Origin of the sequence: Virgibacillus tibetensis (assembly GCF_036026595.1) — a bacterium.
In the GTDB taxonomy this organism is placed as follows: domain Bacteria; phylum Bacillota; class Bacilli; order Bacillales; family Amphibacillaceae; genus Virgibacillus_P; species Virgibacillus_P tibetensis.
The window spans coordinates 790268-815905 of sequence record NZ_JARZFX010000001.1; the positions used below are offsets into that span (position 1 = coordinate 790268).

General features: G+C 37.6%; 24 protein-coding genes. 3 read left to right on the top strand and 21 right to left on the bottom strand.

All coding sequences use genetic code 11. From position 1 onward, the window contains the following. Nucleotides 1–7: 7 nt before the first annotated feature. The gene (locus QGM71_RS04380; protein ID WP_327606287.1) at nucleotides 8–1666 is read right to left on the bottom strand and encodes a DAK2 domain-containing protein; all 1659 of its coding nucleotides are present in this window, start codon (nucleotides 1664–1666) and stop codon (nucleotides 8–10) included. Between the two features lie 215 nt (nucleotides 1667–1881). Next, nucleotides 1882–2244, bottom strand: coding sequence for an Asp23/Gls24 family envelope stress response protein (locus tag QGM71_RS04385; RefSeq protein ID WP_327606288.1), 363 nt, complete (start codon nucleotides 2242–2244; stop codon nucleotides 1882–1884). A 301-nt stretch (nucleotides 2245–2545) separates the two neighbouring features. Here QGM71_RS04385 and rpmB point away from each other — a divergent pair, with 301 nt between their 5' ends. Next, the gene (gene rpmB, locus QGM71_RS04390) at nucleotides 2546–2734 is read left to right on the top strand and encodes a 50S ribosomal protein L28 (RefSeq protein ID WP_327606289.1); all 189 of its coding nucleotides are present in this window, start codon (nucleotides 2546–2548) and stop codon (nucleotides 2732–2734) included. A gap of 134 nt (nucleotides 2735–2868) precedes the next feature. On the opposite strand, the gene spoVM is transcribed toward rpmB, so the two are convergent. The 15 genes from spoVM to QGM71_RS04465 all read right to left on the bottom strand — a co-directional run bounded on the left by spoVM (nucleotide 2869) and on the right by QGM71_RS04465 (nucleotide 19203). Beyond that, a complete protein-coding gene (spoVM, locus tag QGM71_RS04395) occupies nucleotides 2869–2952 on the bottom strand; it encodes a stage V sporulation protein SpoVM (protein WP_327606409.1) in 84 nt (27 codons plus the stop codon). A gap of 29 nt (nucleotides 2953–2981) precedes the next feature. Then, nucleotides 2982–3638 carry a thiamine diphosphokinase gene (locus QGM71_RS04400; protein ID WP_327606290.1) on the bottom strand — a complete coding sequence of 219 codons (657 nt, stop codon included), beginning with the start codon at nucleotides 3636–3638 and terminating at the stop codon, nucleotides 2982–2984. Between the two features lie 5 nt (nucleotides 3639–3643). Next, complete coding sequence (rpe, locus tag QGM71_RS04405) at nucleotides 3644–4303, bottom strand: ribulose-phosphate 3-epimerase (RefSeq protein WP_327606291.1); 660 nt, start codon at nucleotides 4301–4303, stop codon at nucleotides 3644–3646. 2 nt (nucleotides 4304–4305) lie between these two features. Then, nucleotides 4306–5187, bottom strand: a complete 882-nt coding sequence (rsgA, locus tag QGM71_RS04410; RefSeq protein ID WP_327606292.1) for a ribosome small subunit-dependent GTPase A — start codon at nucleotides 5185–5187, stop codon at nucleotides 4306–4308. Then, on the bottom strand, nucleotides 5188–7245 hold the full coding sequence (gene pknB / locus QGM71_RS04415; RefSeq protein WP_327606293.1) for a Stk1 family PASTA domain-containing Ser/Thr kinase: 2058 nt from the start codon (nucleotides 7243–7245) through the stop codon (nucleotides 5188–5190). Next, nucleotides 7239–8000, bottom strand: a complete 762-nt coding sequence (locus QGM71_RS04420) for a Stp1/IreP family PP2C-type Ser/Thr phosphatase (protein WP_327606294.1) — start codon at nucleotides 7998–8000, stop codon at nucleotides 7239–7241. Before QGM71_RS04420 ends, pknB begins: the two co-directional genes overlap by 7 nt. 92 nt (nucleotides 8001–8092) lie before the next feature. After that, on the bottom strand, nucleotides 8093–9439 hold the full coding sequence (gene rsmB, locus QGM71_RS04425) for a 16S rRNA (cytosine(967)-C(5))-methyltransferase RsmB (protein ID WP_327606295.1): 1347 nt from the start codon (nucleotides 9437–9439) through the stop codon (nucleotides 8093–8095). Nucleotide 9440: 1 nt separating this feature from the next. Continuing rightward, nucleotides 9441–10379 carry a methionyl-tRNA formyltransferase gene (gene fmt, locus QGM71_RS04430; protein WP_327606296.1) on the bottom strand — a complete coding sequence of 313 codons (939 nt, stop codon included), beginning with the start codon at nucleotides 10377–10379 and terminating at the stop codon, nucleotides 9441–9443. 30 nt (nucleotides 10380–10409) lie between these two features. After that, on the bottom strand, nucleotides 10410–12818 hold the full coding sequence (gene priA, locus QGM71_RS04435; RefSeq protein ID WP_327606297.1) for a primosomal protein N': 2409 nt from the start codon (nucleotides 12816–12818) through the stop codon (nucleotides 10410–10412). Further along, nucleotides 12815–14023, bottom strand: a complete 1209-nt coding sequence (gene coaBC / locus QGM71_RS04440) for a bifunctional phosphopantothenoylcysteine decarboxylase/phosphopantothenate--cysteine ligase CoaBC (protein WP_327606298.1) — start codon at nucleotides 14021–14023, stop codon at nucleotides 12815–12817. The genes priA and coaBC overlap by 4 nt, the downstream gene beginning before the upstream one ends. Nucleotides 14024–14296: 273 nt before the next feature. Next, a complete protein-coding gene (gene rpoZ / locus QGM71_RS04445; RefSeq protein WP_327606299.1) occupies nucleotides 14297–14500 on the bottom strand; it encodes a DNA-directed RNA polymerase subunit omega in 204 nt (67 codons plus the stop codon). Beyond that, nucleotides 14497–15114, bottom strand: coding sequence for a guanylate kinase (gene gmk / locus QGM71_RS04450; protein ID WP_327606300.1), 618 nt, complete (start codon nucleotides 15112–15114; stop codon nucleotides 14497–14499). Before gmk ends, rpoZ begins: the two co-directional genes overlap by 4 nt. A gap of 23 nt (nucleotides 15115–15137) precedes the next feature. After that, nucleotides 15138–15401: an extracellular matrix/biofilm regulator RemA gene (remA, locus tag QGM71_RS04455; protein ID WP_327606301.1), complete on the bottom strand. Its 264-nt coding sequence runs from the start codon at nucleotides 15399–15401 to the stop codon at nucleotides 15138–15140. 101 nt (nucleotides 15402–15502) lie between these two features. Beyond that, complete coding sequence (locus QGM71_RS04460) at nucleotides 15503–16384, bottom strand: YicC/YloC family endoribonuclease (protein WP_327606410.1); 882 nt, start codon at nucleotides 16382–16384, stop codon at nucleotides 15503–15505. A 164-nt stretch (nucleotides 16385–16548) separates the two neighbouring features. After that, complete coding sequence (locus tag QGM71_RS04465; RefSeq protein WP_327606302.1) at nucleotides 16549–19203, bottom strand: calcium-translocating P-type ATPase, SERCA-type; 2655 nt, start codon at nucleotides 19201–19203, stop codon at nucleotides 16549–16551. 253 nt (nucleotides 19204–19456) lie between these two features. On the opposite strand from QGM71_RS04465, the gene QGM71_RS04470 reads away from it, so the two are divergent. Next, nucleotides 19457–21166, top strand: coding sequence for an Rqc2 family fibronectin-binding protein (locus QGM71_RS04470; RefSeq protein ID WP_327606303.1), 1710 nt, complete (start codon nucleotides 19457–19459; stop codon nucleotides 21164–21166). Nucleotides 21167–21355: 189 nt separating this feature from the next. On the opposite strand, the gene QGM71_RS04475 is transcribed toward QGM71_RS04470, so the two are convergent. Then, nucleotides 21356–21775, bottom strand: coding sequence for an organic hydroperoxide resistance protein (locus QGM71_RS04475; RefSeq protein ID WP_327606304.1), 420 nt, complete (start codon nucleotides 21773–21775; stop codon nucleotides 21356–21358). A 67-nt stretch (nucleotides 21776–21842) separates the two neighbouring features. Continuing rightward, nucleotides 21843–22703 (bottom strand): LysR family transcriptional regulator, encoded by an 861-nt coding sequence (locus QGM71_RS04480; protein WP_327606305.1) that lies wholly within the window; start codon nucleotides 22701–22703, stop codon nucleotides 21843–21845. An 831-nt stretch (nucleotides 22704–23534) separates the two neighbouring features. Here QGM71_RS04480 and QGM71_RS04485 point away from each other — a divergent pair. Further along, complete coding sequence (locus QGM71_RS04485; RefSeq protein WP_327606306.1) at nucleotides 23535–24299, top strand: class I SAM-dependent methyltransferase; 765 nt, start codon at nucleotides 23535–23537, stop codon at nucleotides 24297–24299. A gap of 25 nt (nucleotides 24300–24324) precedes the next feature. On the opposite strand, the gene pyrE is transcribed toward QGM71_RS04485, so the two are convergent. Further along, entirely contained in the window at nucleotides 24325–24939 is a 615-nt protein-coding gene (pyrE, locus tag QGM71_RS04490) for an orotate phosphoribosyltransferase (RefSeq protein WP_327606307.1), read from the bottom strand. Further along, complete coding sequence (pyrF, locus tag QGM71_RS04495; RefSeq protein WP_327606308.1) at nucleotides 24923–25636, bottom strand: orotidine-5'-phosphate decarboxylase; 714 nt, start codon at nucleotides 25634–25636, stop codon at nucleotides 24923–24925. The genes pyrE and pyrF overlap by 17 nt, the downstream gene beginning before the upstream one ends. Nucleotides 25637–25638 lie beyond the last annotated feature (2 nt).

Below are 25638 nucleotides of genomic sequence, written 5' to 3' on the forward strand. Positions count from 1 at the left end.
TTTTTTATTACTCGACTGAAAAAATATACGAATAGATCGGTTGGTTTCCGTTATGGACTTCGATCTCAAGATCTTCATATGTTTCTTCAATATACTTTATAAGTTCTTTCACTTCACTGTCAGATGCATCTTCACCCTGTAAAATAGTTAAGATCTCATCTTCTTCTGTAAGCATTTCATTTAACAATAATTTTACTGCCTCTTTTTTATCATGATGCGTTGCCTTTATTTTACCATCGGCAATTCCCATAAAGTTACCCTTTTCAATCGTAATCCCATTAATCTGAGTATCTCGAACTGCGTATGTAACCTGTCCTGTTTTCACTTGTTTCCTCGCTTCATCCATTACTTCCTTATTGCCATCTATATCGGCTTCCGGATGAAATGCAAGCATAGCACTGATCCCCTGTGGAATTGTCTGTGTAGGTACGACCCTGACGTTTTCTTCTGCAATTTCTGCCGCCTGATCTGCTGCCATAATTATGTTTTTATTATTAGGTAAAATCAGCACATTTTTAGCATTAGCCTTCTTAATTGCGTCTGTAATATCCTGAGTACTTGGGTTCATTGTTTGACCACCTTCAATAACAACAGAAGCTCCCAGACTTTCAAGCAGTGTTTTTAAACCATTTCCCATTGCAACAGTTATAATAGCATACGCAACTTTTTCTTTAGGTGCTTCAGCCTGATTCTTCCCTACAAGAGCAGAATGCTGTTCACGCATATTTTCTATTTTCATATTAATAAGACTGCCATAGCGCTGGCCAAGTGTCATACAATTTCCCGGATACTCTGCATGTACATGTACTTTTATAATTTCATCATCCGAAACAACTAATAAGGAATCGCCATGCTTACTTAATTCATTTCTGAAGTCTTCCTCATTGTATGGATTTTCAGCAATTTTATCCTCTTCGAACTTAATCATAAATTCTGTACAATACCCAAATTCAATATCAGCAGCGTTCATGAAATCCTGTGTAACTTTATGGTGCTCGGCGTTTACCATTTCTTCCATGTCTATTTCAGAAGCATTCTCAGGAAGTTCTTCACCCTTTAATGCTGCTAAAAAACCTTCATAAATTGTTAATAGGCCTTGTCCACCAGAATCAACGACTCCTACTTCCTTAAGTATTGGAAGTAGATCAGGTGTACGCTTCAGAGACGCTTTCGCTTCCTTAATAACCATTTCCATTAATACGATAACATCTTTTTCCCTTTTGGCTTCCTTTGCAGCAATTTTCGCTACATCTTTAGCCACTGTTAAAATAGTACCTTCTACAGGTTTCATCACAGCTTTATATGCTGTAGCTACTCCATTTTCGAATGCAATGGCTAAATCCTTTGTTGTCGCATTTTGTTTTTTTTCCAGGCCTCTGGCAAATCCCCGGAAAATTTGGGACAAAATAACGCCAGAGTTACCTCTAGCTCCCATTAATAACCCTTTGGCAAAGGCATTTGCTACTTCAGAGATATCTTCTGAGTTCAACTTCTTAACTTCAGCAGCTCCAGAAGTCATCGATAAATTCATATTTGTACCTGTATCTCCATCAGGAACTGGAAAAACATTTAATGCATCAATCCTATTGGCATTGTTCGATAAATGATGTGTTCCAGAGAGCACCATTTGTGCAAAAGTAATGCCATCCAACTTTTGTACCGTCACTATACTTCCTCCTCCATAAACAATAGCGCAAGCGCTCCTTCAGCAGTAATAATACTATGTCCGTACATGCATCGGTTAGGAGATTGCGTCCGTGTGTAAGCGACGAATCAAACCAGAAAACATAGAAGTCTACTAGCCGGGCACTGGATCTGGTGGTGACCATGCGCAATTGTTAACTTATCTACAGTTAGTTAAGTTATAAAATTTTAACAAGGTTAATCTTTAGCTACGCGGACACCTTGTATGTATATATTAACCGAGTCAATTGATAAACCTAATGATTGGCTTAAGGTGTATTTAACCTGAGATTGGACATTATGCGCTACTTCAGAGATCTTTGTTCCGTAACTGACAATAATATACATGTCAATGTGCAAGTAGTCGTCTTCCTGACGTACTACCACTCCTTTAGAGAAGTTTTCTTTCCGCAGAATTTCTGCAATACCATCTCTGATCTGGCTTTTAGATGCCATTCCTACTATACCATAACACTCTACTGCGGCCCCGCCGGCAATCGTGGATATAACTTCATTTGTAATAGTTACTTGACCATCATTTGTATTAAGTTCAATGGACATAATAATCCTCCTTAAATACCTGCTCATTATATAAGCATATTCTACTACATTCAGATGAATTTTAAAAGCAGTGTTATAATTTTATGTATAAAATACCATCTATTACAATGAATGATGATGGGTATTCTGTCAAGAATTTATTCTTTATAGAAGTTGTCTTTAAAATGGGTAACAGGTGGTAAATAAGAAAACTATTATTGGTGATTCTTTATTATACAAAAAAGATTTAATTGCATTCTTGTAATACATGTGGTAAATTATATAAGTATTAAATGACACATGTTAGAGTAGGAGGGATAGCATGGCTAGAAAATGTGTTATTACTGGACGTCAAACTCGCAGTGGAAACCAACGTTCTCACGCTATGAATTCCAACAAGCGTAATTGGAAGGCTAATGTACAAAAAGTACGTATTATGGTAGATGGCAAACCAAAAAAAGTTTACGTTTCTGCACGTGCCCTTAAATCGGGTAAAGTAGAACGCGTATAATATACCGAAAATACCACTTAGCATTAGTTTTGAAACGAAAATCACCCAATTGTATGAATCTATACAATTGGGTGATTTTTTTCTGCGAATAAAAAAATAGCTTTTGCCAATCCGTTGACAAAAGCCAGTCACATTTATTTTTCTTTTTTAAATGTACTAATAATAATTCTGACAAATCCACCAATAAATCTTGGGAGCTTAATAGTATAAAATTTCATAAGTCCGCCCTCCTCTTTTACAAACACGCTTACACGGGAATCGTATCCCGGCTCTTTACTAGTAATAATATGCCTTCTTCAAACGAAAAAGTACCATTATTTAAAAGAAGCTTGTTTGATATACTAAGAGTTGAGCCCCATGTGATAGTTTGATTAACTAATGGATAATAAAATCCAGCTAACGTTATGCCTTTAACGTATTGGGTGTACGGGATAAACGATATAGCTGGATAGTCATCATCATGCTCTAATAAATAGCTTCCCGGCAACGTTAACTCCAGATAATTAGATTGATCCAAAATAATACCCTTAATGCCCTTGTTTATGATGGAATACAAAAGTTGAATAGTAATTAATTCATGATCTAGTCTTCCGCCTGTAACACCAAATAAGTAAATTGTTTTGGGAGATAGGTCAAAGGCTTTAGATAAAGCTATTTCCAAATCCGCTTCATCTTTTTCTGATGGGTACTCTTTATAGTACGCTGCACTCTGTTGAATAGCCTGTTTTTCATCCTCGTTAATTGAGTCGAAGTCACCGACTGCATAATTGACCGGTAAATTATTTTTAATTAAATGTAAAGTACCACGGTCTGCACCTATCCAGATATCAATAACATCTCTATACAATTCCAAATCAGGATGAAGATGTTCAGGTCCATTACCCACTATCGCTACAGATACCATGTATGTTATTTCCCCTTTACAGCATTCTTTATATCTCTTATAGCTTCTTTTCTATTAGAGCGGCCAAATACTGCACTTCCTGCTACTAAAACATCTGCACCTGCATCTGCACATTCCTTTGCTGTGTGTACATTGACACCGCCATCTACCTCTATTTCAAATGATAAGTTCATTTCTTTACGCCAGGTTGCAATTTGTTCGATTTTCTGAATCATACTGCGAATAAACGATTGTCCTCCAAAACCTGGATTCACTGTCATGACCAACACCATATCCACGTCAGGAAGAATCGGTAAAATAGCATCCGCTGACGTTGCCGGGTTAAGTACCACACCTGCTTTTGCACCATTATCTTTAATTAATTGAATCGTTCGATGTAAATGTTTTGCCGCCTCTTGATGAACAGTGATTATATCTGCACCTGCCTTAGCAAACATAGGTATATAATTATCCGGATTTTCAATCATCAAATGAACATCCAGTGGAAGGTTTGTTATCGGCTTTACCGCTTCTACTATTAATGGCCCTATTGTAATATTGGGTACAAAATGACCATCCATTACATCGATATGGATATAATCGGCTCCTCCCTTTTCCACGTCTTTAATTTCTTGTCCCAGTTTAGAAAAATCTGCTGATAATATAGATGGAGCTATTTTCGTCATTATTAATACCTCGGCTTTCTTAATTGTATTTCTTCATAAAAATTTAAGTAGTGTTTGTATCTGTAAGCGGGTATGGCGCCTTGGTCTACTGCTTGCTTAACAGCACATTTAGGTTCTTTGACATGCATACATCCTCGAAATTTACAATACTGCTTCTGTTCTCTTATTTCTGGAAAACAACCAGCAAGTTGTTCTAATTCCAGTTCACTGAATTCTAAAGCGCTAAATCCCGGCGTATCCGCTACCAAACCACCTTGTACATCTATCAGCTCTACATGCCTTGTAGTATGTTTTCCCCTACCAAGGCTCTTCGATATCTCTGCTGTCTTAAGGAGTAATGTTGGATCTAGTGCATTTAGCAAGGACGTTTTTCCAACACCTGACTGTCCCGCTATCACAGTCACATTGTCAGTGAAATAATGATCTAATTTCGGTAATTGAGCTGGTAATTTTGAGGACAGAAGCTCTACATCATAACCAATTTGCTGATACTCTTTCTGATAGGTCTCGATTTCTTGCTTTACTGAACTGGATACAATGTCCATCTTGGTTATAAAAATTACTGGTTTTATATTTTTTGCTTCTATTAATACGAGAAAACGATCTAGCAAGGTAGCACTAAAATCAGGATCCTTGGCTGAACTTACAATAATTGCTTGATTTAAGTTAGCTATTGGAGGACGAACTAATTCGTTAGACCTTGGTTTGATTTCCATTATGTATCCCTCGTTGGGATCATTTATATCAAAAGAAACAAAGTCACCTACTAGAGGGGTTATATTTTTTTTACGAAATACCCCCCTGCCCCTGCATTGATATATTGTTTCTCCTGATTTAACATAATAAAATCCACTTAGTGCTTTTATAATTCTTCCTTCTGCCATTTATTCACCTTCTTCGTACGAGACCGACTTATTTGTAATTATATCATCATCACGCATAATTAAATATTCTGCTTCCGCATTAGGAGCGATTGTTAGTGTGAATGTAAACTCTGTATCCTCTGTGATCGCCTCTTCTTTATACACTTCAGCTAGGTTGTTATTCATATCCGCTATATAGATTCTTACAATTTGCTCCACCTGTTCTTCTTCGTTTTCTTCGTCTTCTTCTCCCTCGGAGCTCTCGGGGTTATATGGGACCGTATAGGTAATCGAATGGGATACTGGAGGTTTTTCTTCAGGACCAATCGATATATACACGTTTACAGTATCGCCCTCTTTTAATTCAGTATTAGCTCCAGGGTCCTGGCGAACGACCTCTCCTTCAGGGACATTTTCGGAATTTTCATCTATGGTGTTCATTGTTAAGTTATTGTTAGTTAAATAGTCTGATGCCTCTTGTTTAGTCATCCCTCTGAGATTGTTTAAGCTGATTAACTCGGGTCCACTGCTAATTTCAAAGATAACGCGTGTGTCACCTGGTACCACCTCGCTACCTGGTTCAGGCTGAATTTGTGTAATGATTTCTCCTACTGGTCTATCTGAATGTTTCTCATATGCAATCACTTCTTCATAATCATCTTCGAGCAAGCGTTCAACCTGACTATATTCCCTACCTACATAATCAGAAAATACAACTCTTTCTTTTCCCTGACTAACATAAACAACGACCGTAGAGTCTTCTTTTACTGTCCTGCCCGGATTTGGATCGGTTTTGACAACGAGGCCTTCTTCCACTTCTTCTGAATAAATTAACTCTTGTTCGAATAAAAGATTACGATTGCCTAATTCTTCAACTGCTTCTTCATATTCCATATTTATTACATCCGGTACGATAACATCTTTAGGCTGTAGTATACCAGGTATGATAAACAATGCTGCAATTCCGGAAGTTAACAGAATAAGTGCTATGATAAAAATAACAACCCATTTTTTTCTACCCTTTTTTTTCTTTTTCTTTTCCTTTTTCTCTTTTTTTAAAGCTTTTTTATTTTTTGGTAAATCAGGGTCCGATACAGCACTTTCTTCAGCGCTGAAGTTTTTTGTAACTCCATTTGTTTGATGGATCACTGTGTCCTGATCTGCATCATGGTGTAATTGATTATCCGTGATAATAGGAATGGCTTTTGTTTCCTCACCAGCTTCTACCGGTGGAGTATATATTTCTTCGTTTAAATTATCAGGATGTAAAGCAGTATCCAATGATTCATCCATTTCGTAAACAGTTTCATACCGGTGAAATGGATCCTTAGCAGTTGCTTTGAGCACAATATTTTCAACGCTTTGCGGGACATTCTGATTAAACCTTCGTACGGATGGTGTATCATTCTGCAAATGTTTTAAAGCTATTGAAATCGGTGATTGTCCTGAAAAGGGAAGTCTTCCAGTCAACAGCTCAAACAACACAATACCAATTGAGTAAATATCAGATTTCTTTGTAGCCATCCCTCCCCTTGCCTGTTCAGGAGATAAATAATGAACAGAACCTAAAATTGAATTTGTCTGGGTCAATGAAGTTGCGCTTAAGGCTATTGCAATACCGAAATCAGTAACTTTAACTTGTCCATATGTATCGATTAAAATATTTTGTGGTTTAATATCACGGTGAACAATATCATTTGCATGTGCGTGTGCTATAGCTGCAGTGATTTGCTTCATAATGTCTAATGATTCCTGAACATCAAGTGGACTATAACGTTGTATGTATTCTTTCAGAGTCATTCCATCTACGTATTCCATGACAATATACAAAATAGTGTCATCTTCACCAACATCATAAATATTAACCACATTCGGGTGTGAAAGACTTGTTGCCGAATGGGCTTCTCGATCAAATCTTGCAATAAACTCTTCATCGTCAGCATACTCTGGACGTAATACCTTAATGGCAACATCACGGTTTAATATAATGTCTCTAGCTAAATAAACATTAGCCATACCGCCCCCGCCTATGGTTGCATTTATTTGGTAACGGTCATTTAAGAGGTGGCCGTTTAACATGGGGATCCACCAACTTCCTGAGAAGCATCATACTGCATAATTATAAGCGTAATATTATCCTCTCCACCTCGTTCATTAGCAAGTTCTATCATTTTTACGCCAGTTTGCATTATATCACTTGAAGTTTGCATTAGTTTACATAATTCTTCATCCAAAACCTTATCAGTAAGACCATCTGTGCATAGTAAAATTTTATTGGATTGCTCCATTATTAGTGTCTGCACATCAGCAATCATTTCTTTTTCAGTTCCTAATGCTTTTAGGACGACATTTTTTCTTGGATGATTTAATGCATCCTCTTTAGTAATTTGTCCAGATTGAACGAGTGCATTTACGAGCGAGTGATCTTCCGTTATTTGCTTAAATCCGTTTTCATTTAAAATATAACAGCGACTGTCACCAATATGGCCGACAGTAATAAAGTCTCTGATACAAATTGCTGCTACTATCGTTGTGCCCATTCCATGACATGCTTCATTTTGCATAGCATGGTTATAGATAGCTTCATTGATCTCCCCGATAGTATTCGTAAGCCAGTTTTCGGTTTCGTCTGGCGTATGTAGTTCAGTACATCTTAACCATTTTTCTTGAATTAAAGCTGTTGCCATCTGACTTGCAACATCACCTGCTTGATGGCCACCCATCCCGTCAGCGATAACAGCAAGAATTTGACCGGAAGAATTGGTATAGATACCACCTGAATCCTCATTATGGCTCCGGATAAGACCCTTATCAGTCAAAAATTGTCCCTTCATTGAATCACCCCTTAGAATACATGACTAATGCTTGTAATTCTATTATTGTATTTAAAGTATTACACAATTAAACTAATAAAAAAACATTATTCTCAATTTTTGATAAATCTAGTGAGAAAAAAGCCATCAGTTTCATGGGTTTGAGGGAATAACTGTAATCCAGCAGCTGTTATCCCCGGTGATGATTTAATTTCACTCGGCAATTCCTCAAAAAAACGTCCATCTATACTAAAATTACTATTTCTATCTAAAAACTTGTTAACTACTCCCTCGTTTTCTTGAGGATCTACGGTACAGGTACTATATATTAATAAGCCCTCTTTCTTCAGTAAAGGTGCAACACTCTCGAGGATATCTAATTGAATCGTCGCTAGCCGATTAATATCAGATTCCTTTTTATGATATTTTATTTCAGGTTTGCCTTTAAGCACCCCAAGCCCTGAGCACGGGGCATCAACAACTATACGGTCAAAACTTTCCTCTTCATGCTCCTCCTGCAATAGTCTGGCATCAACCGCTTTAGCATCAATAATAGATAGTTGAAGATCAGCCGCTTTTTTATCTATTAGCTTTACTTTTTTCTGATGCAGATCATACGCATGTATCTTTCCAGTATTCTTCATTTTTTCAGCGATATGTGTAACTTTTCCACCTGGGGCACTACAAGCATCCAGTACATGCATCTCTTTTTCTACATTCAGCATCTCAGCTACGAGCATAGAGCTTTGATCCTGTATTGTTACAAATCCATCGTTAAATAAGTCACTTTTAAGAATGTTTCCCTTATCAATAATAATCCCTTGGTCAGAGAACACGGATTCTCTAATTTCAAAACCTTGCTCACTTAGGGCTTTCATTGCTTCGTTACGTGTAATCTTTAACGGCTGTACACGAATGGACACAGATTTTCTGTTTAAATTTGTTAAACACATTTCTTTAGTTGTCTCCAAACCATATGCAGCTGTCCAACGCTCAACTAACCACTCTGGATGACTCGTTTCAATTGCAATCCGTTTGGCAGCATTCTTTATCTCTGCTGTATCAGGCACTCCTTTACGCTGGATGTTTCTAAGTACACCGTTAACAAACGAAGCTGTACCTTTATGCCCGCGTTTCTTTGCTATTTCAACTGCCTCATTAATAATTGCGTGATCAGGTACTTTATCCAGAAATACCATTTGGTAAATAGACATTCTAAGAAGCATTTTAACCCAGTCGTCCAACTTCTTCTTTGAATCAACAAAGCTGTCTATATAATAATCCAATGTCAGCTTGCGTTGAATGGTCCCATAAACAACTTCCGTTAATAAACCCTCGTCTTTTGGGTTTACCCTTCCTGACTTGAGTTCAGAATCGATAACTAAATTACTAAATCCATTATCTTTATCTATGCGTAATAACAAATTCAATACAGTGTTACGCAATTGATAGTCACTCATATTAATCACCCATCACTATTCCAGTTTTTATTCGATCTGAAGAGCCTTTTAGATATTCTTCCACAGTCATCCGCTTCTTACCTGCTGGCTGAATTTCTGTAATTTGAATACCCTTTTTGTTGCCGCAAACAACTACAAATCCATTATCCTCTTTGCGAACAATCTCTCCGGGAATTCCTTCGTATTCGTTATTATCCGTCTCACCCCACCAAAGCTTCATCACTTTCCCTTTGTATAAAGAAAAAGCAACAGGCCATGGATGCAACCCTCTAATGTGGTTATATACTTCAACATTCGTTCTTGTCCAATCGATCTTTTCCTGTTCACGTTTAATATTAGTTGCAAATGTTGCTGTTTCATTATCTTGTTTAATAGGTGTAATATCATTTGCAAAAAGAGATGGTAATGTATCAGATAGTAAATCTCTACCTAGCTTGGACAGCTTATCATGTAGCGAACCAACATGGTCTTTTTCATCAATTGGAACAGATCGCTGTTTTAAAATATCTCCAGCATCCAGTTTTTCTACCATATACATAATTGTTATTCCAGTTTCTTTTTTCCCTTGCAGAATTGCATAGTGAATTGGAGCCCCTCCCCGCAACTCGGGTAGTAAGGAGGCATGTACATTTATACAACCAAATTCCGGCGCATCCAACAATGCATTCGGTAAAAGCTGACCATAGGCTGCAGTGACTATAAGATCTGGTTTGCAGGCAAGTATTTCTTCAAACTCATCCTTTAATCGTTCAGGCTGAAACACCGGAATATTATGTCTTTCCGCTTCTACTTTTACTGGAGGTGGAGTGATTACTCGCTTCCTACCCTTAGGGCGGTCCGGTTGTGAAACTACGAGTACAACTTCATATTCCGACTGGACAAGCATTTCGAGAATTGGTACCGAAAAATCTGGAGTACCCATAAAAACTATTCGTTTCATCATATACCCTCTTTCTATTACTGTACTTCCTTACATAAGGTGGTATGGTTGCATGTCCACCGTAATTAACAAATCATTTTTGCGAACATCGTCAGCAAATTGGTCAAGAATTTTATTTATATATACACGTAATTGAGGCTCATTTCTGTATTTTATCATGCATTGATACCGATATCTATCTTTCATACGCGGCATTGGTGAAGGTGTTGGACCTAAGACCACTGTATCTTTTTGAATATTACTCATCAGCAACTGGACGATCTGCTGAGTCGTCTGAGCAACCTTAATTTTGTTGGGATGTGATACGGTTATCAATACCAGGAAGACGTAAGGAGGATATTGAAAGGTCCTTCTCATATTCATTTCCTTCGCATAAAAATCTTCAAAATTATAAACACTGGCTAATTCTATACTATAGTGATCTGGTGTATAGGTCTGGACAATTACTTCACCAGTAAGTTTATGCCTGCCTGCTCTCCCGCTCACCTGTGTCAGTAATTGAAATGTTTTTTCAGATGAGCGGAAATCAGGTAAATGAAGCATTGAGTCTGCTGTCAATACACCTACTAATGTTACATTGTCAAAATCCAGACCTTTTGCAATCATCTGCGTGCCAAGTAATATATCTGCTTCTTTATTTGCAAACTGATTCAGTAATTTTTCATGAGAGCCCTTCCGGCGAGTTGTATCAACATCCATACGAATAACCTCAGCCTGAGGAATTAATTGCGTTAACGCTTCTTCCACCTTTTGGGTACCTGTCCCGAAGTAACGAATTAAATCGCTCTCACATTCAGGACACACTTTAGGCATTAACTCTTCATAAGAACAATAATGACATTTTAATTGATTACTGTTTTTATGGTAGGTAAGCGCAATATCACAATGTGGGCATTCCTTCACATGGCCACAGTCACGGCACATAACAAACGTTGAATAACCTCTTCTATTTAGTAATAATACTATTTGCTCCTCTTTTTCAATGCATTGTTCGATTCTTTCTTTTAAACTACGTGAAAACATGGTTCTATTTCCAGCATGAAGTTCTTCCCTCATGTCTACAACTTCAACTTTTGGCATTGCTTTATCATTTGTACGTTTACTTAATGTTGCTAATTGATAAACACCCTTTTGTGCTCTTGCATAGGACTCCAGTGTAGGTGTAGCGCTGCCTAAAACTACAGGGCATTTATGTGTTTTCCCCCGGTAAATAGCAATATCACGCGCATGATAGCGTGGCTGATCATCTTGTTTATATGTTGTTTCATGTTCTTCATCAATAATAATGATGCCGATATTTTCAAATGGGGCAAAAATTGCTGACCTTGCCCCTACGACTACTTGTACTTCTTTTCGTTGAATACGACGCCACTCATCATATTTTTCCCCTGCCGACAAGGCGCTATGCATGACAGCAACCTTCGAACCAAACCTTTCTTTAAAACGCTTAACCATCTGAGGTGTGAGTGAAATTTCCGGCACAAGGACAATAGCTTCTTTTTCTTTACGTATAACATCCTGAATTGCCTGTAAATATACTTCTGTTTTTCCGCTTCCAGTTACACCATGCAAAAGAAATACATCGTGCTCTTCTGAATTCACCTTTTCTTTAATTGGCGTTAGCGCAGTTTTTTGTTGTTCTGTAAGTTCTAATGCTGTTGTCCTTGAAATAGAATCATCATCATAGGGGTTTCGATAAACCTCAACTTTATCCGATACAAGTAGTGATTTGTCAATTAACGTTTTTAAAGTACTTGAAGTTGTTTGCAGTTTTTTAAGTAAACTTTGTTTTTCAACCGGTTCTGGATTTTCAAGGAAATACTTTAAGAGTTGCTCTTGTTTTTTCGCACTCTTTGATAAGTCCTGAAGTGATTCCTCCAGTAAATGCAATTCACTGACTGGCTTAATCATGGTTAGATGCTTTTTGGTGATTTTTGATTTCACAAGATATTCAATAGAAATATCACCATCTTGTATCGCCTTCTGTAACTGATAATAGGTAAGAGCAGAAGCTTCAAATTCTTCAAATGTAATGACATCTCTTCCAGCAAAAAGACTTTCCAGTTCGTTTGATAAGTCACCAGCGGTCATCCGAACGATTTCTTTTTTATATTGTGCCTTCAGTACTTGAGGTAACATGGCCTGCAAGGCCGTTATATAAAAACTGATTGTATCATTTGCTACCCATTTTCCCAGATCTAATAATTCCTCTGTAAGCACCGGAGTTAAATCCAGAACATCATGTATTTCCTTTAATTTGCTGAAATTGGACTCAGACGTTTTACCAACAACGAATCCCATTACTTTCCGGGGGCCGAACGGAACAATTACACGCATCCCATTTGTAAGTATATCCTGAAACCTATCTGGTATAAGGTAGTCGAATGTTTGGTTAATACTACTCGCAGGTACATCGACAATAACGTTAGCTATATTCACTGACCTTCATCCTTCATATCACGATCTATAAACCTTATTATCTTTCTGGCAACTTCTATTTTAGTTGCTAGTGTTATCTCATCGGGTTTGAGATTTTTATTTATATAGGTTGCGATGTTTGTATCTCCTCCAAACCCAGCTCCAACAGCTGCTACATTATTAATAACAATCGCATCTAAATTCTTTTTCTTTAATTTCTGTACCCCATACTCTTGCGGATTAGTTGTTTCAGCTGCAAACCCTACCAGAAATTGGTGTTTTTTGATCTCCCCAAGGGACTTGAGAATGTCCTTGGTCCTCTCCATTTCAATACTCCACATTCCTTCCTGCTTTTTCATTTTTTCGCTATATACATGTTTCGGTCGGTAATCCGCAACGGCTGCTGCTTTTATAACGATGTCATGGGAAGGAAAGTGCTGATGCATTTTCTCATACATTTCTTCGGCAGTTAAAACGTCAATACGATTAATTAACCTATTGGATAGCTTTTCTCCACTAGGTCCCGCAACAAGGGTAACTTCAGCCCCCGCTTCTGCCGCAGCCTCCGCTAAAGAAAAACCCATTTTCCCGGTTGATCTATTCGTAAAAAAACGAACTGGATCAATTGTTTCCTGTGTTGGCCCTGCTGAAATCAGCACTTTCTTACCTGCAAGCACTCCTTTATCAGCTTGATGGTTTACCACTGCTTGAATAATGCTTTCCGGTTCCTCTAAACGCCCTTTTCCTACATATCCACAAGCTAAATAGCCGTCTCCTGGCTCAATAAAATTATAACCCCAATCATCCAAACGTTTCATATTATTAATAACAGCAGGGTGCGCATACATATGAACATTCATTGCAGGTGCAATATATACAGTAGCCTGTGTCGCTAATAAGGTTGTAGAAAGCATATCATCTGCAATCCCGTTGGCAATTTTACCAATAACATTTGCTGTTGCAGGAGCAATTATTACAATATCAGCCCAATCTGCGATATCTATATGAGCAATTTTAGCTGGATCTTTTTCATCGAATGTATCTATGTAAACCGGATTTCTGGATAAAGCCTGGAATGTTAATGGTGAGACAAACTTAGTAGCACTTACTGTCATTACTACCTTCACGTTCGCCCCTTTTTGTGTTAATCTACTTGCCAGCGCACAAGCTTTATATGCTGCTATTCCCCCAGACACTCCTAAAACGACGTTCTTATTATGAACCATTATGATATCCCTCCCACAGTTAATATTCTAGTCTATTTATATCATACAATGCCGATATAAATCTTATATTAGGTTGTATAAGTAAATTTAAAAGAAGTAAAGGATACTCAGAATCCACAGCAGCAGAATAAAGTATAAAAATGCCATATCCTGTATGAGCATTTTCTTACAGAATGTCACGATGGAGTAAGTAGCCTTTAGAATTCTCCATCTTTCCTATTTAAAAAAGAAGTCCCTCGCAAATAATAATGAGCGAGGGACACACTTCGTAGGTTATTTTTTTCCTTTATTTACAAACAACTTATCTGCTTGCACTTCTTCAAGAGCCATTCCAACATACTTATAAGACTTCGGATTTTCGATTAACACCTTATTTGTTTCACTCATTTGTCTTGCACGTCTTGCTGCCAAAGTTACTAGTATATACTTCGAATTAATTTTCTCTTGTAATGCATCAATTGATGGCTCTAACATCACATTTCCTCCTCTAATAACTTTTTATACTGTTTAGCGACCCGTTCACGTTTCAAGTGTTCACACTGAATAATCGATTGGATTTTTCTTACTGCAAGTTCAACTCGATCGTTTACTACCACGTAATCATATGCATCCATCATCTCAATTTCTTTTCTAGCTTCTTTCAAGCGGTTTAACACAAGTTCCGTTGACTCCGTTCCACGATTAACAATTCGGTTTTTCAGCTCTTCTAGACTAGGTGGGAATAGAAAAATAAAAACTCCCTCTGGAAAATTCTCTTTAACCTGCAAAGCACCCTGTACCTCTATTTCCAAAAAAACATCGTGCCCGGCTGCAAGCATCTCTTCTACATATGTTCTAGGTGTACCATAGTAGTTATTAACATATTTAGCATATTCTAAAAGCTGTTCTTGTTCAATCAGCTTTTCAAATTCCTCTTTTGATTTATAAAAGTAATCAATACCATCTGTTTCTCCTGTCCTTCTATTTCTTGTAGTCATGGAAATGGAATACTTCAAATGGGTTGCCTGGTCAAAAAGTTCTTTTCTGACTGTTCCTTTTCCTACACCAGATGGACCAGACAGGATAAATAAAATCCCTTTCTCATCAATCAAAATATTTCCTCCTAATACGCTGCTTAGTTGTCATCTAAAACTTCTTCATGACTCAGCACACGTTGTCCAACTGTTTCGGGCTGTACAGCAGAAAGAACAACATGATCGCTATCTGTAATAATTACTGCTCTTGTGCGTCTTCCATAGGTTGCATCCACTAGTTTATTATTGTCACGGGCCACTGTAATAATTCTTTTAATTGGTGCTGACTCGGGTGAAACAATTGAAATAACTCTATTTGCTGAAACTACATTGCCAAAACCTATATTAATTAATCGTAAACTCAAAAATTTATCCCCCTTGTTTTCTCTATCTTATGTAACAATCTCACTATGTTTCTATCTACAGTACCTTATTATAAGTTAAAATGAATATGAAATTCAAATGTTTATTCGATATTTTGCAACTGCTCTTTGATTTTCTCAATTTCACTCTTTAAGGAAACAGTACTTTCACTTATCGCTGCATCCATCGATTTAGCTCCTATGGTATTAGCTTCGCGGTGCATTTCCTGTGTTATGAAATCCAATTTCCGACCAACTGCGCCATCCGTTGAAATCGTGGCACTGAAATGATCAATATGACTGAAAAGACGTGTTATTTCCTCCGTTATATCTCCCTTTTCTGCCAAAAGAGCAATTTCCTGATGAATACGGGATTCATCGATGTTTACCACATGCTTTAAATAATCATTCACTCTACTTTGAATTCGTTCACGATACTCCTCAATCACATTCTGCCTGCGCAACTGCAGATGCATGACTGTTTTCTGTATGGCTGCAATTCTTTCTTTCACATCCTCCATTAGGAATGTACCTTCTTCCCTACGCATAGCAGCTACCTGTTCACATGCCTTATCTACACTTGATAAGATAGAAGCCTTTAAATCATCCGGCTGATTATCTATTTCTTGTACAGTTATAAGTTCAGGTAAAGTAGTAATAACTGCTGCTGGAATCTCTCCAGATAGGTTATAACGATCCTTCGCTTTTTTTAATGTTTCCATATAATAATCCATTAACTCCCAATCTGCTTTTAAACTCTTTTCCAAAAATCCTTCCCCTTCAATACTAATGAACACATCTATACTACCTCGTTGAAACTTGGATTGTACTATCCGCTTCAATTTATCTTCCAAAAATAAAAAAGACCGGGGAATTTTAGCAGTAAAATCCAAGTACCGATGATTAACACTTCTAATTTCCACAGTTACTGTTGTTTTTTCTAAACGAAGGACACTTCTGCCGTAGCCTGTCATACTCCTAACCATATCTATCACATCCAATACTCCCAATTATACCTTTGATTATGGGAAAAGGAAAATTTTTATTATATTAGTCTAAAGAAAACAATCCCTGAACCGGTTTTAACCTGATTCAGGGATTGTATTTCAAATCTATCAAACCGTCCTATGGCTATCATGACTAGTTGTTTTTATTTCTTAGTGAATCCAAATAGCACAGTTGGCAAAGCACTTAATACGCCAATTAACATCCAATCTCTTAAACTCAAGGCTGTTGTGTGAAAAATAGGCTGCAGTGGTTCCCAATAGATAACTACTAGTAAGAGTAGCAACGAAGATAAAACTGCTAACACGAGATACATATTTTCAAAAGGATTTCTTGAGAATACAGACTTCTCACTTCGACAATCAAATACATGAATCAATTGTGCCATTACCAATGTAGTAAATGCGATTGTTTGTCCGTAAACTAAATTTTCTGGATTGTCTTGATAGGCTAGCATGAAAGCTATCAATGTGACAATACCAATCAGAACTCCCCGACTAATAATTTTGTAGCCCAGTCCCCTGGAAAATATTCCTTCTCGTTGGTTTCGCGGGCTTTGCTTCATCACATCTCCCTCAGACTGATCAAGACCAAGCGCCATTGCCGGAAGACCATCTGTCACTAAATTAACCCATAGTATTTGTACAGGTACGAGTGGCAACGGCATGCCAAGCAGCATTGCAAACAGCATAACGAGTATTTCACCTACATTTGATGCTAATAGATACCGGATAAATTTACGGATATTTTCGTATATATTTCTACCTTCTTGAATAGCCGATTTAATAGTTGCAAAGTTATCATCCATTAATACAAGTGATGATGCTTCCTTCGTTACATCCGTTCCGCTTATTCCCATGCTGATGCCAATATCACTTGCTTTAATTGCCGGAGCATCATTTACTCCATCTCCTGTCATTGCAACAATATGACCTTTTTTCTGAAATGCTTTTACAATTTTCAGCTTGTGTTCTGGTGTGACTCTGGCAAATACGTACGTGTCTTCAATCTTCTCTTCCAGATCACTTACCGACATCTGATTTAATTGATACCCTTCCAAAACCAATCCATCTTCTGGAAGTAGATTTAAATTTTTGGCAATCGCACGGGCAGTTTTAACATGATCTCCAGTTATCATAACTGTCTTTATCCCAGCTTGTCTGCATTCTTCAATAGCTGACTTCACTTCTTTTCTTGGTGGGTCTATCATTCCATATAAACCGATAAACGTAAGGTCATTTTCCAGAAACGCTGTTTCAAGGTCTTCATTTTTAGATAATGATTTCATTGAAATCGCAATTGTTCGTAATGCTTTATCTGCCATCGTATTAACTGACTGACTAATCCTGTTTTTATCCTCGGCTTTCAACAGACTTCTTCCACTTTCCCCTAAATGAAATGTACATCTGGGGAGGAGAACATCAGGTGCACCTTTCGTTATCAAATAACGCATGGAGTTTTCATCTTCTACGACTACACTCATTCGTTTTCGGTCTGAATCAAAGGGTAATTCCTTAATAATACGATAGTCTTCTTCTATCATAGCAGTTAAACCGATTTTTCTTGCAGCTACTAAAAGTGCCCCATCAGTTGGATCACCATCTACGAAATATTTACCTTTTTTTATATTTAACGTGGCGTTGTTACACAGCATTCCATATAGAAGCATTTTTTCCAGATTTGGAAAACTATTATCCACTTTATTTTTGTTTAAAAAATAATCTCCTCGGATGTCATACCCATCTCCAGTTACGTACATATGCTGTCCATTTAAATAAATTTCTTTTACAGTCATTTGATTTTCTGTCATCGTGCCAGTTTTATCAGAACAGATTACAGATGCACAACCTAATGTTTCAACTGCTGATAACTTTCGCACAATTGCTTTCTTCTTAATCATCCGCTGAACTCCCAGGGATAGTGCAACTGTAACAATTGCTGGTAACCCTTCAGGTATAGCTGCAACAGCTAGAGAGACCCCGGCCAAAAACATATTATAAACTGGATGCCCCTGATAAACCCCTAGAAATACAACCATTGCAGTAAGGAGTAAAGCAACTACAATTAAAATTTTCCCCAATTCAGCAAGCTTTCTTTCTAAGGGAGTAATGGCTTTCTTTGTATTAACCATAAGTGATGCAATTTGTCCCATTATGGTATTCATTCCAGTACCTACTACGATTCCTATCCCGGATCCCCTGGTGACTAATGTTCCCATAAACGCCATATTGACTTGATCCTGTGCATCCAGACTGTCATTTGCGATGGCAGTAGCATGCTTCATAACCGGTAGGGATTCTCCAGTAAGCGTAGATTCTTCTGTTTCCAAGCTATTCGATTGTACTATTCGAATATCTGCTGGAATACGGTCGCCACTGTTTACTCTTATAACATCTCCAACTACAACTTCTCTGGAAGGGATTTTCCCCCAGTTTTCATCACGCAGAACATTTGCCATTGGGGCTGACAGTTCTTTTAGTTTTTCTAATGACTTTTCAGCCTTCTGCTCCTGAAAAAAACCAATAAATCCATTAACCAGTACGATAACCATGATCGCAATAGCGTCAATATACTCGCCAAGCAGTCCAGCGATTAGAGTAGCAGCAAGTAAGACAAGTACCATAAAGTCCTGAAATTGTTTTAGAAAGATAAGCCATTTGGATGTATTCTTTTGGGCCTCCAGAATATTGAAACCATATTTTTTACGCCGTTGCTCTACTTGCTTGGTGCTCAGTCCACTATTAGCTGTTACGTGCAACTTTTGCTCTACTCGATCTACATCTAATTGATACCATCTCATACCGTATACCTCCACATTTGTCCAGACTTCAGCCACGTCCAGATTCAACGACCAGTGACGAATGGACCCCCTCCTTATTTTCCCCAATAAGCCTGTTCGCAGTGTAAGTGAAAGTTTCCCTTATAAAATTTCGCTTACACTGCTATTTACAAGCGTAGTCCATACACCTTTATACAGTCGCTTACGCTTTTGTTTATTAATATCTATGCAGACTTGTCCAAAAAAATGCTATAATTGCGCATGAGGTGATCGCATGCCATTTGACGGTATTGTTACTCGAGCAGTAACAGAGGAATTAAAAAATGTAATACTCCCAGGTAAAATCACAAAAATTTATCAACCAACACTTACTGAATTAGTTTTGACCATAAGGAGCCAGGGGAAGAACCATAACCTACTGCTATCCATTCATCCAACATATGCACGATTTCATATAACAGATGATACATATAGAAATCCAAAAGAAGCCCCGATGTTCTGTATGGTATTGCGCAAGCATTTATCAGGCGCTGTTATCGAAAAAGTTGAACAATATGGTATGGAGAGAATAATAAACTTTTCCATTAAATCAAGAAATGAAGTTGGTGATATTGGCTACAAAACACTTGTGGTAGAATTAATGGGTAAACATAGTAATGTGATGTTAATTGATCAGGAAAAAGGTCATATTATCGATAGTTTAAAACATATTTCCATGGCTCAGAATCGATATCGAACGATATTGCCAGGCCATGAATATAAACTCCCGCCAATGCAGGATAAGCTGAGCCCTTTAGATATTGATGGAGAATATTTCATAAAGAAGCTGGATTTTAATGCAGGTAAACTGGAAGTCCAAATGGTCGGCATGTTAGTTGGATTTTCTCCCTTTATAGCAAAGGAAGTAGCAAACCGCGCTAAACTTGGATCTGCAGCTGTTTATAAGCAGAAGTTTGTGGAAGTTCAACAGTTAATCAAAAATAATGAGTATATACCAACTATTTACCGAAATAAAAAAGAAGACTTTCATGTACTTCCAATTACTTCTTTTCAAGGCGAGAAGGAATCTTTTGCAACAACAAACAAAATGCTGGATTATTTTTATACAGGAAAAGCAGAACGTGATCGAGTCAAGCAACAAGCGAAAGATTTATATCGATTTATCAAGAATGAAAAGGATAAAAATGTCCGTAAAATGAAAAAGCACCAGCAAACCATTAAGAAAGCAGAAGGTGCTGAACACTATCAAAAAATGGGTGAATTGCTTACCGCGCATATGCATGTCGTATCGCATGGTGATAAAAGTGTAACAGTAGTTGATTACTATGATCCGGAACAAAGTGAATTAACAATTGAATTAAATCCAACTAAAACACCTAGTGAAAATGCCCAAAGCTATTATAAGACCTATCAGAAACTGAAAACGTCCAAGAAAATAATTGAAAAAGAAATCATTAAGACGAAGGAGGAAATTACTTATTTGGAACAATTATTGCAGCAAATAGATGTTGCAAGTGAAGAAGACATTGAAGAAATCCGTGAAGAACTGCGTGAAGAGGGCTATTTAAAGAAACAAGCAAAACGGAAGAAACAAAAAAATAAACAAACCAAACCAGTGCCTGAAGAATATACATCAACTGACGGTACACAAATTCTTGTTGGTAAAAACAATAAACAAAATGAATATGTAACAACGAAAGTGGCCCACCGAGATGACATCTGGCTCCACACCAAAGATATTCCCGGATCGCACGTCATTATCCGATCTAAAGAACCTAGTGAAGGAACATTATTGGAAGCTGCTCAAATCGCTGCATATTTCAGTAAGTCACAGCAGTCATCTTCTGTTCCTGTGGATTATACGAAAATACGTCATGTGAAGAAGCCTAGTGGAGCGAAACCTGGCTATGTAACGTATGACAATCAAAAAACGCTTTTTGTAACACCAAACAAGAAAATAATTGATGAATTAAAGGGAAGCTAATAAAAAAACTTAAAGCACGGTGAGCCTGTTAAAGAGGAACGGAATTAACACTAGGCAATGTAGATACTGGCCCACGCCACCTCCTATCCCGTCGGGGCTGAACGCGACCTATTTCCAACTCAAAAAAACAGGTTTTTACTTATGCTATATAAAAATGGATGATTCAGAAAAGAATCATCCATTTTTATTCTATACAGCCTTTGGATTTAAAATCACTTCAATATTACCTCTTGTTGCTTTTGAATAAGGACAAAATTGGTGGGCATCTTCAGCTAATTCTTCTGCTTCTTCGGGCCCGACTCCTTCAATAGTAATATTTAATGTAACTCCTATCTTAAAGCCATTATCGTCAGGATCTTTCATAAAACTTACTTCGGCTGTAGTTTCAGAATTGATTTTCTTTTTTTGCTCTGATGCAACATGATTTAATGCTCCATCATAACAGGCTGCATAACCTGCAGCAAATAACTGTTCTGGGTTTGATCCTTTATCTGTTTTATTTTTTGCAGGATTTACTAACTTCAGATCTATTAACCCATCTTCTGATTTAACATGACCATCTCTGCCATTTTTTGCAGTTGCACTTGACGTGAAAATTACTTTACTCATTGTAAACGAACACTCCTTTATTTAGCTACTCTTTATATTGTTCCTTTATACAGAAGAAGTTAAACATTTACAAGAACGTTCGATTTATTAAAGCCTCAATAAACTGATTAGCTTGGGGGAGATCACGAACCCCCTCCTGGTAACATACCCAAGTATCTCTCGTTACAGCCTTTCCATTCAATTTCAAAGGGATATGAGGATATTCCTCCTTCATCCATTTCGAAACACTTTCAGGCAGGACGGCCATCCCTAACCCCTGTTGCATAAATTGTTTACAAGTTTCAATCTGGTCCACCGTAATTGTTTTCAATGGCTTAATATCGTTCTGATGGTGGTATAACCAATTGTCAACAAGCTCATGCATACTGTCATCACTGCTGAATGAGATTAACGGGCGTTCTTTTAGTTTATCCCTTGGAAATTCTTCCGTATCAAATATGTATAATGGATCTTCAAACAGATGAACACATGTACTCTCTTTTAATTTTTCGCCCCGGATTATACAAACATGATAATTTTTATGATCCCGTTTAATGTCTTCACTAATTCCAGTTACGAGATCAATCGCTACTTTTGGATAATGCGAAGTGAATTCTCCCAATATTTCTGGTAAAAATCGCTGACTTATAAGAGACGAGCAGGCAATGGATAAGGTACCTTGAACCTCCTTACTTGATTGGGCAAGCCTATTTTTAATTGATTGTTCTTGTTCAACTACCAATGCAGCATGTTTCAGGATCATTTCACCACTCGGTGTCAACATTAATCGTTTTGGTGTTCGAATAAAAATGTCTGCACCAAAATATCCTTCGATATATTTAAGACGTTGCGTTACCGCCGGCTGAGATATCAAGATTTGCTTAGCAGTACCTCGGATCGTACCAACCTCTTTGAGCTTTAACAATAAAATATAATCTTCAATTTTCATAATGACCTTCCTTTTAGTCAATAAGTTTTTGTTATTACTTTTGATTATAAACTAGTATTGTACTTATTGCATTAGGAAATATATGATAACTATAAGAATAAGAAAAAATAAAGCTTATTTAACAAAGTTAAGGTACTTTATCTATAAAAGACGAAGTAACTTGTTATTAACGTAACCCCGCTACGGAAATACACTTCGCTTTCCGCGGGCTCGCGCTAAGCCTCCTCGCTCGCAAAGAACGCTCACTGTGGGGTCTCATCGTCTTCGCTTTTCCCGCTGGAGTCTTCGTATATTTCCTGCGCTGGCCATTGTGGAATGTTATTAAAATTCACCTAATGCTTATAATTTTTTTGACTTTTGCTACGGTCAGTCCACTCCTGCGGGCACCAAAGCCTTTTGGAGGGACGAGTAATTACAAGTGGTTTTCGATGGGGCGAGTAATCGCAGTCCAAGTCCCTGCTAAAGAACCCGCAGTAAAGCTTCGGCAATATTAAATCTCACGAAGAAAATGTGGATGTTTTTCGAGGAGTCTTACATTTTCTGCGGCTGGAAAATCAGGAAATCTTTATCAGCGTAGGCAGAATACGTAGACTCCTATGGGAACAGCACGTGTCCGAAGACCCCGGAAGAAGCGTTCTTTGCTTCTGAGGAGGCTGAGGCCGTGCCCATGGAAAGCGAAGTATTCTTCCGAAGCGAATCCAAGCATTCAACCATCTTTAAAAAGTGAAAGGTATCACTAAGAGAATTTTCATTACTTCGTCTTTTATATCAACTACGTTAGATTTATCACTTGGGAAAACACAGGGTTCCAATAAACAAGGAGGAGAATTTATGAAAGAGAAAGATGATGTAAAACGTGCTTTTTCAAAGAATAAAGAGGACTACGTAAAGAGTAGTACACATGCATCAGGAAGCGATTTATCCTTACTGCCAGTGTGGCTAAACCCAAAATCCACTATGGAAGTACTTGATATTGCCACAGGGGGAGGTCATGTAGCAAAAAGACTTGCACCCTTTGTAAAAAGAGTAGTTGCAACTGATATAACAAAAGCAATGTTGGAAAACACTGCTGCTCACCTGGCTGCATATTCGAATATAGACTATGTAATAGCAGATGCAGAAAGCTTACCTTTTCTCGACAACACGTTTGAAATAATAACATGCCGAATCGCGGCCCATCACTTCCCAAATCCAAAAAAATTCGTATCAGAAGTAAATCGTGTTTTAAAACCCAATGGTAAATTTCTATTTATTGATAACATAGCAGCTGAACAATCAGACTATGGAAACTTTATTAACACATTAGAAAAAATGCGGGACTACAGTCATGTACGATCACTTAGGATTTCTGAATGGAAGGAGATTTTCAATGATAATAAACTAACCTTCCTGAAACAGCAGGAACGGAAGAAAACGTTGCCTTATGATGATTGGATAAATCGCACCTTGGATATGAGAGAAGATAAAGAAAGTGTAACTAATTTTATAAAAAACGCTACAAGTGATATACACGATTATTACGATATTAAATTTAAAAACGATAACATTAAATCGTTTACTATTGATGAATGGATGATCTTATTAGAAAAGAAATGACCACACTGACGTGGTCATTTCTTTTCTACAATTCGTCCCGCCATTCTATTAATTTAATTCTATCCTCTTCCTTAATTTCACCATCTTCCATCAAAGCTTCTACTAATTCATCAAAGTTTGTGATTGTGTGAAGTGGCAGGCTTACATCTGAAAATGCTTGCTTGGATTTAGGTAATCCATACGTAAAAATAGCCAATACCCCTGTTACTTCAGCTCCTTCTTGCTGCAAAGCTTTGGCTGCCTCAATAGATGAACCTCCTGTTGAAATCAGATCTTCAATAACAAGGACTTTCTTATTTTTTTCTAATTGCCCTTCAATCTGATTACCCTTACCATGACCTTTTGGTTTCGATCGAACATAGACCATTGGCAGGTTCAAACTGTCAGCCAACCATGCTGCGTGGGGAATCCCTGCTGTAGCACAGCCAGCAATTACCTCTGGTTTTTCATCCATTTCTTCTATTATTTGAACAAATGCGTCTGTAATTTTTCTGCGGACCACAGGATGCGACATTGTTAACCGATTATCACAATAAATAGGTGATTTAATTCCGGATGTCCATGTAAAGTACTCTATGGGATTAATTTGTACAGCCTTTATCGCCAATAGATCTCTTGCTAACTCATGTTTTACTGCCATGTCCCCACTCCTTCATGATTTGCTCGTATGCCATTCTCGGATTTTCGGCTTTTGTTACAGTCCTTCCAATAACAAGTATATCTGCTCCATTTTCACGAGCGTAAGCAGGTGTTGCAATTCGCTTTTGGTCATTACTATTGGACTGCTGCAACCGTATTCCTGGTGTAACTGTTAAAAAGGATGAACCACATATAGTTTTAATCTGATTTGCTTCATGTACCGAACAGACAACCCCATCTGCCCCATTTTCTTTCGCAAAATCGGCAAAATGAACAACATTATTACCAAGCTCACCTGGTAATAAAAGTTCACTATTCATTGTTTCACTGTCCATCGACGTTAATATCGTAACGGCAATGAGCTTTGTTTGGTGACGAGAACTGGATCCTGCCAGTAATCCTTCCTTAGCACGCTGGATCATCTCACTGCCTCCAAGTGCATGTATATTAATCATATCCACTTCAAGTTTGGCAATATTTTTCATTGCTCGCATTACGGTTGTTGGAATGTCATGCAGTTTTAAATCAAGGAATATAGCATGGTTGTTTTCTTTTAATAGTTCAATGACACGAGGGCCTTCTTTGTAGAACAATTCCATCCCCACTTTTACTGGAACACCGTGTAATTCATTCCTATCTAAGAATTGCTTCGTTTCCTTCCAATCAGGAAAATCAAGTGATAAATACGTTGTTGGCATAT

Excerpts from the sequence above, each read along its gene's own strand:
- QGM71_RS04485 (WP_327606306.1), top strand. The coding sequence starts at position 23,535 with ATGAAAGAGAAAGATGATGTAAAACGTGCTTTTTCAAAGAATAAAGAG.
- fmt (WP_327606296.1), bottom strand. The coding sequence starts at position 10,379 with ATGAAACGAATAGTTTTTATGGGTACTCCAGATTTTTCGGTACCAATT.
- QGM71_RS04385 (WP_327606288.1), bottom strand. The coding sequence starts at position 2,244 with ATGTCCATTGAACTTAATACAAATGATGGTCAAGTAACTATTACAAAT.
- QGM71_RS04400 (WP_327606290.1), bottom strand. The coding sequence starts at position 3,638 with ATGGTATCTGTAGCGATAGTGGGTAATGGACCTGAACATCTTCATCCT.
- QGM71_RS04470 (WP_327606303.1), top strand. The coding sequence starts at position 19,457 with ATGCCATTTGACGGTATTGTTACTCGAGCAGTAACAGAGGAATTAAAA.
- QGM71_RS04465 (WP_327606302.1), bottom strand. The coding sequence starts at position 19,203 with ATGAGATGGTATCAATTAGATGTAGATCGAGTAGAGCAAAAGTTGCAC.
- QGM71_RS04460 (WP_327606410.1), bottom strand. The coding sequence starts at position 16,384 with ATGGTTAGGAGTATGACAGGCTACGGCAGAAGTGTCCTTCGTTTAGAA.
- rsgA (WP_327606292.1), bottom strand. The coding sequence starts at position 5,187 with ATGGCAGAAGGAAGAATTATAAAAGCACTAAGTGGATTTTATTATGTT.
- pyrE (WP_327606307.1), bottom strand. The coding sequence starts at position 24,939 with ATGGCAGTAAAACATGAGTTAGCAAGAGATCTATTGGCGATAAAGGCT.
- QGM71_RS04420 (WP_327606294.1), bottom strand. The coding sequence starts at position 8,000 with ATGAAGGGACAATTTTTGACTGATAAGGGTCTTATCCGGAGCCATAAT.
- rsmB (WP_327606295.1), bottom strand. The coding sequence starts at position 9,439 with ATGAGTGACTATCAATTGCGTAACACTGTATTGAATTTGTTATTACGC.
- coaBC (WP_327606298.1), bottom strand. The coding sequence starts at position 14,023 with ATGGTTCATAATAAGAACGTCGTTTTAGGAGTGTCTGGGGGAATAGCA.
- rpmB (WP_327606289.1), top strand. The coding sequence starts at position 2,546 with ATGGCTAGAAAATGTGTTATTACTGGACGTCAAACTCGCAGTGGAAAC.
- pknB (WP_327606293.1), bottom strand. The coding sequence starts at position 7,245 with ATGTTAAACGGCCACCTCTTAAATGACCGTTACCAAATAAATGCAACC.
- QGM71_RS04475 (WP_327606304.1), bottom strand. The coding sequence starts at position 21,775 with ATGAGTAAAGTAATTTTCACGTCAAGTGCAACTGCAAAAAATGGCAGA.
- QGM71_RS04480 (WP_327606305.1), bottom strand. The coding sequence starts at position 22,703 with ATGAAAATTGAAGATTATATTTTATTGTTAAAGCTCAAAGAGGTTGGT.
- pyrF (WP_327606308.1), bottom strand. The coding sequence starts at position 25,636 with ATGCCAACAACGTATTTATCACTTGATTTTCCTGATTGGAAGGAAACG.
- rpe (WP_327606291.1), bottom strand. The coding sequence starts at position 4,303 with ATGACGAAAATAGCTCCATCTATATTATCAGCAGATTTTTCTAAACTG.
- spoVM (WP_327606409.1), bottom strand. The coding sequence starts at position 2,952 with ATGAAATTTTATACTATTAAGCTCCCAAGATTTATTGGTGGATTTGTC.